Genomic DNA, 12,565 nt, shown 5'->3' with positions numbered 1-12,565 from the left:
GCCTGCCGCCAGCCGCAGCGGCGGCTGCCGCCATCCTCGGCAATCTCCTTCCAATCCCCTTTCTCATTCTTTTGCTCCGCCGTATTTTTGACTGGCTGCGCAAATCCAGCTGGGTTGGACCGAAAATCGACTGGCTGGAGCGCCGGGCACACCTCAAGGGCCGAATCGTGAAAAAGTATCGCACCATCGGCCTGATCATCCTCGTGGCAATCCCGCTGCCGGGGACCGGGGCCTGGACCGGCGCCCTGGTGGCCGATGTGCTGGACCTCCGGCTCCGGACAGCCCTCCCCGCCATCGCGCTTGGCGTCCTCATCGCCGGAATCATTACCACCACCGTGACCTGCGGCGTCATTCGAGTCTTTTGGTGAGTTTCGCTGTACGTGTGTAATCAGCCGCCTGCGGCGGCTGATACTCCTTTCTATACAGGAACTTCCCCATGTGCGATGGGGCAGTGAGAGGAATGACCCTGCGCCGCATTCGCCCGGAAATGTACAACTGGTGGAATGGCCTCCGGCAGGTATTCATGCAGCAGGAGAATAAGGTCCTGCCGTTTTTCAGGAGATGCGCAGAACTATCCTCTATTTGAAAAGCAGTCGTAACTTCAAACAGCCTGCCAGCGTCGGTTTTCTGCCGCTTTAAGAGGAAGGTCCCGGCAGATCAAACATTTTTTAAAAGAGTGGGCCGGGGCTGGCCTGTACTCCATGGCTGATGCGTTGCTGCGAAAGATGTCCGGTGCGAGGGAGCGACAGTCCGGCCGCCGCATCCGTTTCATATTTTGCGCTTTCATTTTGCTCCGTTTGTATTTAGCAGGCAACATAGGACTCCTATTCAGAAAAGTCCAAAGCCATTGCGCAGAAATGGCTTCGGACACAAAACGCCCCTGCCGATCAGAACAACGACAGCTCTCTGTTCTAATCAGGCAGGGGCATTCAGACGGACCGGATGAAGCTGAAGCTGTAAGTACCCTGTCCCGCTCCCTTGCACCCACGCCGTTGACAGTGACTCCCCAAATTTTCTGATTTGTTCCGGCTAAGGGAAGGCGCCGCCTGTTTTCATCAATTCGGATCGGCTTTAACAGTCCCAATGGCCGGAACTGTTTACAGTTTTTTTACAAAGGCTACGTTCTTGATTTCCCCGCCGGATATGATAGGATTATGCTCTGAGAAAGGAAGGTCCAGATGAACTTTTATCAGGCGATGCAATTAGATGTCTCTGTATGTAAGGGGAAAATCAGAAACGCAGCGAATCCGTCTGAACGGCACAAATTGATTGCGGCCTTGATTGTGAAGGATATCCTCTGTGTTCTCTTTGCAGTCGTTTTTATTTCTATTCTAAACTTTCTGTTTGGAGATGAAAACAGCTCTGCCGCCGTGGTAATCTTTTGCATTCTGCTGACGGTCCGGTTTGTTGACTTCGGCTACTGCCTCAGAAGCTCCCTGATAAACTTCTTTATTATCTTTGTGCTGCTGACCTTCAGCCCTTGCATTGCGCAGTCCGTAAATCCGGCGTGGGGGTTTCTGATCAACTTCTTGAGCATCGGCTTTATCGTGATCTCCGCCTGCCACGAGCCGTTATACGGAGGGGCGGGCCTGTACCTGTTTGCCTATATGTTCCTATACGGGAATCCGGTTGGCGGACATCTGCTCGTGCTCCGGGTATTCGAAATGCTGCTGGGATGCCTGCTGTGCGGAATCATTTTCTACATCAATCACAGGAAGAAAGATTACGGCAAAACGTTCTCGCAGATCGTGAAAGACTTTTCCCTCTTTGGTCCCCTCGGAAAATGGCAGTTTCAGGTGACGCTTGGATTATCGCTTGGAATCCTTGTCGGAGAACTACTTCAGGTAGACCGGATCATGTGGGTAGGCTGTGCCTGCCTGACGGTCCTATCGCAATATGGCGAGCGCCCAAACAAACGGGCATTTCAACGCCTGGGCGGCGTCGTGGCTGGGAGTGTTTTATTTGGGATCGTATACCAACTGCTTCCGGCTTCCGCCCACTCGTATCTGGGAATCTATTCAGGATTGCTGCTCGGCCTCTGCGCCGCCTATCATTGGAAAACCCTTCTGAACTGTTTTGGCGCGCTTCTTATGGCTACAAATATCTTTGGGGTAAAATCAGCAATTATCCTCCGTATTATAAACAACATCATCGGGTGTTGTTTCGGCGTCCTTTTCTATTATGTATATAACTTTACAGTCGACCGGTTTGCCAATGCCAGAACGGGACGGAGTTGACAATCATAACGAACAGCCGCTGTGGGAACCTCCACAGCGGCTGTCTTGAATTGTTGACCAGAGGATGAAAATATATAGAAACCTGCCCTGTCCCATACTTAGTTACTCATTTTGGTCTAGGATTTTTCCCACCTCTCTTTTGGTCAAGTCACGTCGGCGCTAACAGCGCAGGCACCTCAGCCGTATTCTATCTTCCAGATATGGAACGCTTGGCCTCATTTGACGGAGTCCACTCCAGAGTCATGTCCTCAAACTGCTTTTCGTGGAAAATCATCCGCTATTCCACATTCTCCGCCGAAACGAAGCAAGGAACAGGCCATCCGAAGTTTTCCCTGCTCCTCTCCAACAAAAGCGGATGCCGGGCCATCCGCACCGCCGATAAACCCGCTCCCTGCTACATACGAAGTAGCCTTCGGCTGATCCGGGGCGCAGGGCGCCTGTCTGGGGCGATCCCCGTCGCCGCAGTCCGCAAGGGTCATAGCGCCGTCCGGCAGTTCCAGCGTAACGGTATAACTCATGGCGGCACAGTGCTCCGGATACTCCGTCCCTGCCTATGATCCCGGCTTTTCTGGGTGTGCAGAAATAGGCACGGTCATCCGCCCATTTCTCGATCCCCAGCAGCGCAAGGTCAATTTCCTTTTTGAAAAAGCTTGGTATGCAATATGCCGCAACCGTACAACCTCCTGCCGGTGGATTTTCGAGGCATTGTATCCTGGCACAATACCCAAAATCAGCCTGCGGGCGGTCACTCCAGTCCGTCAACTCCCTGCGCCTGCCGGTGTGTATAACGGCGCAGGATCACCACAAACCAGGTGAACACGACGATGCCTTTTGCAATGCTGGAGATGCTGATGCTCCACCAGACCCCATCCAGCCCCAGTACCGTGGCGCTGAGGAATACAGCCAGAGGGATGCGGGCGGCGTTCCCGATGATACCGGCCAGCGTGGGCGGCATTGGGCGGCCCAGTCCCTGGAACGCGCCGGAGGAGGTGATCTCCAGGCACATCAAGATCTGGGAGTAACCCATGATCCGCAGATAGCTCACGCCGGTCTGCAGCACGTGGTCATCCGGAATGAATATCCGGAACAGCGGAACAGGAAAGGCCACCAGCATAAGTGTGGTGAAGCCGCTCCAGACAACGATCATACCGATGGCTGTCCAATACCCCTTACGGATGCGCTCCATCCGGCCCGCGCCGAAGTTTTGTGCGATAAATGCGTTGACCGCCGTGGCAAATCCCTCCGCCGTGGTATAGGAGATGGACTCGATCTGCGAACCGACCTTCTGAGCCGCGATAGCGGCGTCCCCCCAGCCCGCGACAAGCCTGGCGAGGATCATGGAGAGGCCGGAGAAAAACATGCTCTGGATGGAGACAGGCAAACCGATTTTCAAAATCTCCGCCCAGGCCCTCCACTGACTGGCCTGGAATATATGGATTTGCGGAAAAACGGTCATCTCGCGGCGGGCTGCCAGAAGGAACATGGCTGTTACGATGGCCTGGGCCAGAACGGTGGCTGTGGCGGCTCCGGCCACGCCCATCTGCGGGAATGGGCCGATCCCAAAGATCATAAGCGGGTCCAGAATGATGTTCCCCACCAGCCCGATGGCCGTGGAGCGCAGAACCACCACGCTTCCCCCCATAGCGGTGAACATCCCCGTAAAAATCTGATTGAAGAATGAGAAGAAAAATCCGGCCGCCACAATTACCAGATAGGTGCGTGCGTCCGCGATCACAGAGGGCGTGTTCAGCCTGAAAAATGCGATCAGCGGCCCGTTGAGTGTGATACAAAGCGTTGTAAACAGAACCACCAGCAAGGCCCCGAGATGGAATGCCGCCTGCCCATAAGAGGCCGCACGTTCTATATTTTGCGCGCCCAGCTCATGCGCCACTTTGACCTGCCCGCCCAGGCGCGGGATCATGGCAAGGCCGTTGGCGAGCCACAGATACATTCCCGCGGCGCCCATCGCCGCCACCGCATTGGCTGATACGCGGCCGATCCATATCATGTCCGTCATATTGTAGGCCATCTGGATCAAAGACGTGGCCATGATGGGCAGGGCTAAACTGGTCAGGCTCCGAACAATGGAGCCCTCCAGCAAATCAACTTTCTGCATAGCGGGGGATCACCTGCCTTTGTGGAAGTAGTCTGAAAAAATGATATTCCGGCCCTTAGAAATAGTCGGATATATAGGGTGGCTGCTGCTCAATCGCGTCCTCCAGCATGTCAATCGTCTCCCCGCCGGCGTGGATTCTCCCGATTTTGGCGAGGTAGTCCGGGCGCTTATAGCCCATCAGCATGGTCGTCATGGTCTGGATGCTGATGCTGTCGGCGCACGGCTCGGAGATCTTCACAGCCGTCCCCCTGCCGTCCTTTGATATCTTCAGCAGGAACGAGCCCTGGTTGCACTCCATGATCGGGTCCGTCATGGAGAAGCGCCACTCCCGCTCCGTACCGTCCGCCTTGAAGGGATAGTCCGCGACGAACGCGGGGAAATCCACAATCCTCGCCATATAGTAGGGGGAGATGGACTCCTTGATGCTGGCGTCCTCCAGCAGGAAGGCCAGCGGCTCGTCCGTATAGGTGCTGCCCTCCACCCGGTCGATCATGGAGAAGTGGGCGGAAACAAAGTTCCACAGCCCCGTGCGGGCCTCCTCATGATTGAAAATCATGTCCTTGATATAGAACACTTCATTTTCGATCCAGTAGATGATATACCCGTCCGGCTCCTCATTCTCGTTATAGTAGATTGCCGCCATGATATCGTCCCGGTCCCAGAGCCAGTATTCGTTCCAGGCCAGCTCATCCCGGAGGATGGCTCCGTGGGTATGCTCGGCAAAGCGGGCGTAGGTCTCCTTCAGTTCCTCGCCGTCCGCCTTCACCCGGCGCACGCTGCCGGCGACCTGGTGGTTTTTCGGAAGCTGATAGTCCTTGATCTCATACGAGATCTTGTCCGAAATCCGTTCCCAGCCCTTTCGCCGGTAATAGGGGATCGAATAGGGGTAGAGATAGCAGATATACTGCTTTTTCTCCCTCATGTTTTTCAGGGCCTGCTCCAGCAGCTTGTGCATCAGGCCCATATTGGAGTATTCCGGGTAGGTCCCCACTCCCGTCAGGCCGCCCATGGAATAGGTCTTCCCAAAAACCTTGACGCGCATCGGATAGACCGCCACCTGGGAAACCAGGGTGTCGCCGTCAAACCAGCCGATCACGTCCGCTTTCTGCATGGTTGGAAATTTCGCCCGGATGATCTCCTTCTCCTGCCAGCCCACGGAACTGAGTTCCTGATCCGTCACCTGGAATACATAGCGCAGCAGGGCGTTATATTGTTCCAGATACTCATTGCCTACCGGCCGCATTTTCAAATCTTTTTTATTCATCAAGAATCACCAAATTCTCCGTTTCATACAAAATATATCTATCGTTATAGTATAGGGGAAGTTCAAATAAAAGACAAGCCGCCCCATGGCCCAACACAATCCCAGTTGTCTCAAAGCAGGATTACGCCCCAACAAGACAGCGCCGCCAGAAATCCGGAAGCGGCCGCCTTGTTGGGGCTGTCCACAGTCGCTATTCTCATTGAGCCAAAGAGGCCGGAACCTCTGCCGCAATCAGCAGGCCGCATCATTGCCTTTCCGCCGGGACAGGCGCTTCAGGATGGCCGCCTCGATCTGATCCCCATATTTCATCCCCAGAAGAAACAGGGCTAACCCCGCTACACCAATCAAAACCATCGCCCACGGAGAGATATGAAAGGCGGCGCCGCCCAGAGCGCTGGCAAAGAGCAGTCCCCAGGGGCGGGCAAGCAGGACGATCACCGCAAAGCGGCGGAATGAGAGCGAGGACAGGCCGGCCAGGATGCACAGAAGATCGTCTGGGAAAAAGGGGAAAAGGAACGCCAGAGTGAGGAACACCGGAGCCTTGGTCTGGAGGATCTGCTGATATTTTTCAGACAGCCTCCGGCTGACAAAACGCCCGGCAAAGTCCCGGCCCAGCACCCGGGCCAACCAGAACAACAGCAGGGAACCGGCGACTACTGCGGCGAAGGTGAGGAAAAAGGAAGGCCATGTTCCAAAGAGAACACCGCCCGCGGCAGCGGTAATATTGCTGGGGATCGGAGCCAGCACGACAGAGAGAAATTGGAGCAGGAAAAAACACAGGTGGGAGTATGGCGCAAAGTCGTCAATGTAGGCCCGCAGGGATTCCTGAGAGGACGCCGCCTGGAAAAAGCCGGTGGAGTATAGGAACCATCCACCTCCGACAATCAGAAGCCCCGCTGCGGTCAGGAAGAGAATACGCTGTCTGGATTTCGTAAAAGACACCTCTTTATCGTTGAGCCGTGAAAGGCATTTTATCACACGTGAAGGGGAAAACGACAGAAACTGTCTTAACATTCTGTGAAGGAATCGTAAATAAACATGGTCAGGGTCCCGGATTTTCCCTTTGCCGCAAAGGTGTGGACGCGCTCCCCGCGGCGCTCCATGCCCCGGCGCTCATAAAACGGGTAATTGCAGGTGGTGTCTGTGAACAGGAAGAAATTGCGGATCCGCCGGTTCCTCATGTAATCCCGCGCGGCATCAAACAGCTTCTTCCCCAGGCCGATGCCCCGGTATCTGGAATTGACCGCAAAGAAGGCAATCTCTCCCTGGTACTCGGTCTGGGTGTCCTGGAGAAGCTGCCGGTCGATTTCTTCCACGCCGGAAAAGAACCTGGTGACCATACGCCCCTCTTTGGACAGGAACAGCGACGCCACGGAGAGGAGCATCCGCAGTCTGAGGCGGAACGGGCATCTCTTCTCCCTGCGGTCTTTGACCATGATAATCCCCACCGGGACTTCATCCACCAGCGCGACCTGGGTAAAGGTCTGATTGGTGAGGCAGCTGTCCAGATAGGCCCGCGCCAGCTTCTGCGCCGTCTTGGGGGAGGCAAACTTGTCATACTGCCACGTCTCCCGGATGATCCCGATCAAAGCCGGGCGGTCTGATGTCTGGTATTCTCTCAATACGATCTGTCCATCCATTTTGTTTTCTCCATTTCTTCTTTCCAAAATCGTCTGCGGGATCTCCTGATACCGCTTCAGCACATAGTCCCGCTTTTTTGTGAACCACCGGTACTCTGTAATCAAGGCTCCGACCACAAACAGCGCACCTGCGATCAAAAGACTGTGCTGGAAGCCCGCCCATTTCAGGACACAATAGCTGATGCCGGACGAGAGCAGCGCGGCGGCCAGATAAATACCAATCGCATACTGCTCCACCTTTTGCGGCGGCAGCGCAAGAAAGAAATCGTCCCATTTTTCGCTATTACCCCTGAACTGCTTCCCTTTCAGCCAAAAGAGCAGAAAAACCAGGCCCAGGCCGCTCCACAGGCACAGAAGCCATTTTCCCGCGATTACGGCCAGCAGAATCACCAACTTCAAAATACTCCCCCCTGGAATCAATAGCAGTAGCGCCGCCGGTATTTCAGGAGCATGACGGCGGACAGGACGACTGCCGCCAGCTCCGCGGCCGGTGTCGCCAGCCAGATCCCGGTGACGCCCAGAATGACCGGGAGGACCAGCATGGCGATCAGTGTAAAGACAAAGGTGCGGGAAAACGCCAGCACTGCCGAAATGAGCCCATTGGAAAGCGCGGTGAACATCCCGCTTGCAAAAATGTTGAAGCCCACAAAGAGCAGGGCCAGGGAACAGATCCGGTTTCCTGCCACAGCCAGGTCATAGACAGGTGTTCCGGGCCGGGCGAAGATGGACACCAGCGGCTCTGTGACAGCCAGAGAGACGAGCACGGTGGCCGCCGCGATCGCGCCGATGATTTTCAGGCTGGTGCGGACCAGCTTCCTGAGCTTCTCATGGTTCTGTTCCCCGTAATAAAAGCTGAGCATGGGGGCCACCCCGTAGGCATAACCGGCATACAGGGACCCGGCAAAGGCCAGCACATAGGAGATGATGGTGATTGCGGCAACGCCGTCCTCCCCTACATATTTGAGCATCGTCCAGTTGAACATCAGCGTGATGATGCCGTTGACCAGCGCGGTGGCCATTTCAGAGCAGCCGTTTGTGACGGCTCTCCCGAGCGTTTGGGGCCGGCAGACCGGCCTGACAAAATGGAGCAGACTGTTCCGGTTGGAGAACACCAGCAGGCCCACGATGGCTGTGATGGAGTACCCCAGGCCGGTGGCAACCGCCGCCCCGCCGATCCCCCAGCGGAAAACGGCGATAAACAGGTAGTCCAGCACGATATTGGTCACGCCGCCGGCGACGGAGCAGAGCAGGGAAAGGGACGCCTTGCCTGCTGCGATCATATAGAGGGTGAAGTTATTCATCAGAAGAATAGGGACGGTGAACAGCAGGTAACGGCTCAGATATTCCCAGCAATAGGCGGAGACCTCCGGGGACAGGGACATGGAGCCGAAGATCTTCCCCATGAACAGATAGCCCAGCCCGCACATCACAAGGCCGGTCAGGACATTGACCAGGATCAGAAACGTAAAGTCCTGCTTTGCTTCATCGGGCTTTCCCTCTCCCATCTTTCTCATGATAGCCGCGCTGCCGCCGGTTGCGAGCATGGTGGAGATGGCCGTCACCAGCGCGATGACGGGATAGACCAGATTGAGGGCAGACAGGGCGCTGGTCCCGATCAGGTTTGAGACGAACAGCCCGTCCACCATCGTATAGAAGGACATGAATACGCTCATGGCGATGGTGGGGACTGCAAATTTAAGAATGTTTGTCAGGGTGACGGGTCTGTTGTATGCAATTTCATTCTGCACGGAAATTCCTCCTGCTTCTTGTGGTAGTTACCGGCATGGAGTATCATAATCCCTACAGTTACTGTACGGTCAAGGGGGGTTTTGAAAATGCTGCGGGAAAAACCGAAGCTGTTTACCATCGGCCAGTTTGCCGCTCTGCATGGGATCAACAAAAAGACACTCATGTGGTATGATGAGATCGGGCTGTTCAAGCCTGCGTTTATCCACGAAGAAAATGGGTACCGGCTATACAGCTATTACCAGAGTACGGAGCTGGAGGTGATCCTGCTGCTCCGGGACATGAACGTGCCCATCCGGGATATTCAGGAATTTATGAAAAACAGGTCCGCTGGGAGCATGGCGGACCTGCTTCGGGATAAAATCTCAGAACTGGACCGGACGATCCAGGGGCTGAAGGCCGTCCGGTCAAAACTGTGCAGCCGCCGCCAGGAGATGACCGAACTTTTGGACCTGGACCTCTCCGAGATCTCCCTCATTGAGCGGGAACCGCAGTATCTGGCGACGGTGCAAACATCACCGGAAAAGTCCCTGGAGGAGGAGATCGAGCTGATTCTTGAGCAGACCAAGAAATATCAGCTTCCGCGTATGTACCAGACTCCCTACGGCTCCATGCTCCCGGTGGAAAACCTCCTGGCCCGGAGGTTTGAGGACTACTCCAAGCTGTTTATCGAACTGCCGGACACGCAGAACAGGATGGGACTCCACAGGCGCCCCGGCGGGGTCTATTTGCGGGCATTCTGCATTGGGAATTGGGACAGGCTGCCTGCCCGCTATGAAGCGATCCTCCGCTACGCAGAGCAGCACCATTTACAGTTCTCCGGCTATGCCTATGAGATTGGGATCAATGAACTGGTGATCGACAGAATCGAGGACTATATTACAAAAATTGAAATCCCGGTTTTGAATTTCAATTGACAACAAAAAGCCAGGGTGCAGCAATCTGAAAAGATCACCGTTCCCTGGCTTCTTCATACTCTATTCGCCGGACTATGCGTTTTAATGCCGCAATTTCATACCCGGTTTTAAACAGAATGGAGCCGCAAGCACTCTGCGGCCCATAGGGTTCAATCGTAAACCAGGATTTGATTGAGGGCTACGCTACGTCGTCAGTAACATGAAATGTAACTTTACATGCCGTCGCATCAATCTCGCAAATCATCGCATAATAAGTTCTTTCTGTGCAAATATTCCCGTCAGGAGTAAGACTGACAAGCACCAGAGCGGTTCGCTCATCATCAATGTCAACAGCTGTAACGGCATCCTGAACAATTCCTGTATTTTTTCGTAAATTCCGATCTCCACGGACCAAGGTTACAGGAACGCAAAGGCGCTGTCTTCACAAATTCTGTTCTATCTTGCGCGTATATATACAGCCCCTTTATCACTGCGTCTTAAAAATTATTTTATCGCAAACGCTGAACTGCCCAGCGGCGGCAATGTCCCTTACTAAAACAGAGCAACGGCAGCGGATAACCTGATCTTCCAGCTGTTCCTGGGCGTGTTCGATCGTCTCCCGCGCAGTCACCCCCTGACCCGTCAAATGACAGCAAATAGAATGGGCCACTGTTTTGACGGAATCCACATACAATATCTCAGAAACCGGCAGCCGTACCGTTTCATCGATCCCGATGGGCAGTTCGACGGTGTCCCCGTCCGCGCTGTTTTGCTGCTCCGGCACCGCCATTTTCAAATATCGAATATACTCCCGAACCATCTCATTCTGATCCACACATTTTCAATAAACCCAAAGGGCCGCACGCCGCTACGCAGAATATCCATGCCCTTCTCCCCATGGCCGGTAACAAAGCCGATTTTCCCGCCGGGGTCCGTGTGGTAGATCTGCCGGACAAGGTCCACGCCGTTGGGGGGAATCCCTTCCCAGGTCATAATCGAGAAAATAGAGATAGCTTCCACCGCTGCGGATAAACTGGAGCGGCTCCTGACCAGCAGAGGCCAGACAGACAAGTTGGCCTCTGCTTTGCTTTGCCGGATCGCCCGTTCCAGCAGCTCGGACAGAAGCTGCAATGTGAAGGGATCGTCGTCGCAAAGAATGATCGCTACCATAGGCGGAATCCTTTCTTGTCCATCTTTTCCCACAGTATATCAGATTGAAAGGTTTTGTCCTGAATAAATGCAATTTGTCCTGAACGCATAGGACTAACTCGCATTTAAAGCCGAGGACGCACATCTGGGGCCAAAATCCAGCCTATCGCTCTTCATTCATGCTACAATGCCGCCGATAACAAGAGGGGATAAAAACCAAGGATGTCCCCATGAATCAAAAGGCAACACGAAAAATTACCCCCGCGGCTGTCAGGCTGCTGGCATTGGATGCCGTCCGGGGGGCCGTGATTGGAATGCTGATCGGGACAGGCGGGAGCAAGGTTCTGCTGGCGGCGGCGCTGCCGGAAAGGAAGCTGAACTTGTTGTATCGTCCTTTTGCAAAGGTCGGAAAAGCTGCGCTGATGCTATACAGCGTTCCATTTGTATTGGCATGGATTTTGATGCTGTTTGGACTGACACCTTCTCTTCCCTCGCACAATTTCCCGGCGGGGATGTTGTGGTCATCCTCATCACACTGGCTGCTGGCTGGATAGGATATTTGATAAGGCCTATCTAATGTGAAGCGAGATGGTAGATATAAGAATCAGAAACAAACGCATATAGCATCTTGTTGGCATTTTTAACAATAATTTCTTGTAACCCCTTGTGAATTTATCATGAATTTTCGCCGCCCAATAAATGACACTTCTATTCCCTATTGTTTTTTTCTCTGTTCTCGATTACACTTATTTTAACTGGAGGAAGAATTCCATGAAAGTAAAGAACAGCCTGGACGAAATTTTGTATGAGCATATTGTTGAGAGCCTCATTAATGGTGATTATGAGATGGGACAAAACCTGACCTTGGACGAACTGGCTCATCGCTTCGAGGTCAGCCGAACGCCGGTGGTTCAGGCCGTTAAATTACTGGCCAATGACGGGATCCTTCAGATCATGGGTAATGGCCGCATCTATGTGCCGGAGTATGACCAGGAGCATGTGCGCCAGATGTGTGAAGTCCGTCAAATGGTAGAGGGACATGCGCTGGAGCGGTTTATGTCCGGCCTTGGGCTGTCGGCAGAAACCGTATTAGCCCAATTGAATCGTTACAGTGAAGAGGGTGTCCGCCTCACCGGCAGTTCTTTTTCTCCAAAAGAATTCGCCATGTTGGACCGCCGCTTTCATCGGTTGCTTGTAGAAGCGTCAGGGAACAGGATTCTGCTGGAGACGTATGACCGGGTACAGGGGCGCTTTCTAGTGTCCAACTATCTGCTTTGCCCTTTGCGGCTCCGGGACTTTAGCGGCACAGCCAGAGATCACGTTCGCCTAGTAGAGTCCATCCGTTCCGGAGATATCACGAGGGCCCAGCACTGTTTACAGCAGCATATCGAAGGTGTGCTTCGCCGGTTGTAAGGATGGGGCCATTTTTTAATTATTTATTTTTAATTAAAAATAAATAATTAAAATCAGGATGCTATTTCCAGTTTCCAGACGCCGCCTCTCCCGGCAGCAGGACA

The 12,565-nt window shown here is 53.9% G+C and carries 12 protein-coding genes; 5 read left to right on the top strand and 7 right to left on the bottom strand.

Annotation, left to right across the window (positions count from 1 at the left end; all coding sequences use genetic code 11):
* Positions 1–368 (top strand): small multi-drug export protein (locus tag HMPREF1546_RS03295; RefSeq protein ID WP_051319937.1); only part of this gene is annotated, 368 nt, incomplete at its 5' end.
* A gap of 810 nt (positions 369–1,178) precedes the next feature.
* Complete coding sequence (locus HMPREF1546_RS03290) at positions 1,179–2,237, top strand: FUSC family protein (protein ID WP_021748940.1); 1,059 nt, start codon at positions 1,179–1,181, stop codon at positions 2,235–2,237.
* A 745-nt stretch (positions 2,238–2,982) separates the two neighbouring features.
* On the opposite strand, the gene HMPREF1546_RS03285 is transcribed toward HMPREF1546_RS03290, so the two are convergent.
* From HMPREF1546_RS03285 to HMPREF1546_RS03265, 5 genes are all read right to left on the bottom strand, one after another.
* A complete protein-coding gene (locus HMPREF1546_RS03285; protein ID WP_021748942.1) occupies positions 2,983–4,353 on the bottom strand; it encodes an MATE family efflux transporter in 1,371 nt (456 codons plus the stop codon).
* Positions 4,354–4,408: 55 nt separating this feature from the next.
* Positions 4,409–5,617, bottom strand: coding sequence for an enhanced intracellular survival protein Eis (locus HMPREF1546_RS03280; RefSeq protein WP_021748943.1), 1,209 nt, complete (start codon positions 5,615–5,617; stop codon positions 4,409–4,411).
* A gap of 231 nt (positions 5,618–5,848) precedes the next feature.
* The gene (locus tag HMPREF1546_RS03275) at positions 5,849–6,559 is read right to left on the bottom strand and encodes a TVP38/TMEM64 family protein (RefSeq protein ID WP_036630078.1); all 711 of its coding nucleotides are present in this window, start codon (positions 6,557–6,559) and stop codon (positions 5,849–5,851) included.
* Between the two features lie 65 nt (positions 6,560–6,624).
* On the bottom strand, positions 6,625–7,647 hold the full coding sequence (locus HMPREF1546_RS19500; RefSeq protein WP_301546141.1) for a GNAT family N-acetyltransferase: 1,023 nt from the start codon (positions 7,645–7,647) through the stop codon (positions 6,625–6,627).
* A gap of 26 nt (positions 7,648–7,673) precedes the next feature.
* Positions 7,674–9,005 carry an MATE family efflux transporter gene (locus HMPREF1546_RS03265; protein WP_021748947.1) on the bottom strand — a complete coding sequence of 444 codons (1,332 nt, stop codon included), beginning with the start codon at positions 9,003–9,005 and terminating at the stop codon, positions 7,674–7,676.
* An 87-nt stretch (positions 9,006–9,092) separates the two neighbouring features.
* Between HMPREF1546_RS03265 and HMPREF1546_RS03260 the strand changes: the two genes are divergently transcribed.
* A complete protein-coding gene (locus HMPREF1546_RS03260) occupies positions 9,093–9,920 on the top strand; it encodes a MerR family transcriptional regulator (protein ID WP_021748948.1) in 828 nt (275 codons plus the stop codon).
* A 466-nt stretch (positions 9,921–10,386) separates the two neighbouring features.
* Here the strand turns inward: HMPREF1546_RS03260 and HMPREF1546_RS03255 are convergent, their stop codons facing one another.
* Both HMPREF1546_RS03255 and HMPREF1546_RS03250 read right to left on the bottom strand, forming a co-directional pair.
* Positions 10,387–10,695, bottom strand: coding sequence for a LytTR family transcriptional regulator DNA-binding domain-containing protein (locus HMPREF1546_RS03255; RefSeq protein ID WP_198016061.1), 309 nt, complete (start codon positions 10,693–10,695; stop codon positions 10,387–10,389).
* Entirely contained in the window at positions 10,692–11,069 is a 378-nt protein-coding gene (locus HMPREF1546_RS03250; RefSeq protein ID WP_021748951.1) for a hypothetical protein, read from the bottom strand. The genes HMPREF1546_RS03255 and HMPREF1546_RS03250 overlap by 4 nt, the downstream gene beginning before the upstream one ends.
* Before the next feature lie 209 nt (positions 11,070–11,278).
* Here HMPREF1546_RS03250 and HMPREF1546_RS03245 point away from each other — a divergent pair, with 209 nt between their 5' ends.
* Entirely contained in the window at positions 11,279–11,602 is a 324-nt protein-coding gene (locus HMPREF1546_RS03245; RefSeq protein ID WP_021751682.1) for a hypothetical protein, read from the top strand.
* A 217-nt stretch (positions 11,603–11,819) separates the two neighbouring features.
* The gene (locus HMPREF1546_RS03240) at positions 11,820–12,461 is read left to right on the top strand and encodes a GntR family transcriptional regulator (protein ID WP_025543544.1); all 642 of its coding nucleotides are present in this window, start codon (positions 11,820–11,822) and stop codon (positions 12,459–12,461) included.
* Positions 12,462–12,565: the final 104 nt, after the last annotated feature.

This window comes from Oscillibacter sp. KLE 1745 (genome assembly GCF_000469445.2).
GTDB lineage: Bacteria > Bacillota > Clostridia > Oscillospirales > Oscillospiraceae > Oscillibacter > Oscillibacter welbionis.
This window is presented reverse-complemented; position numbering and strand designations above follow the sequence as displayed.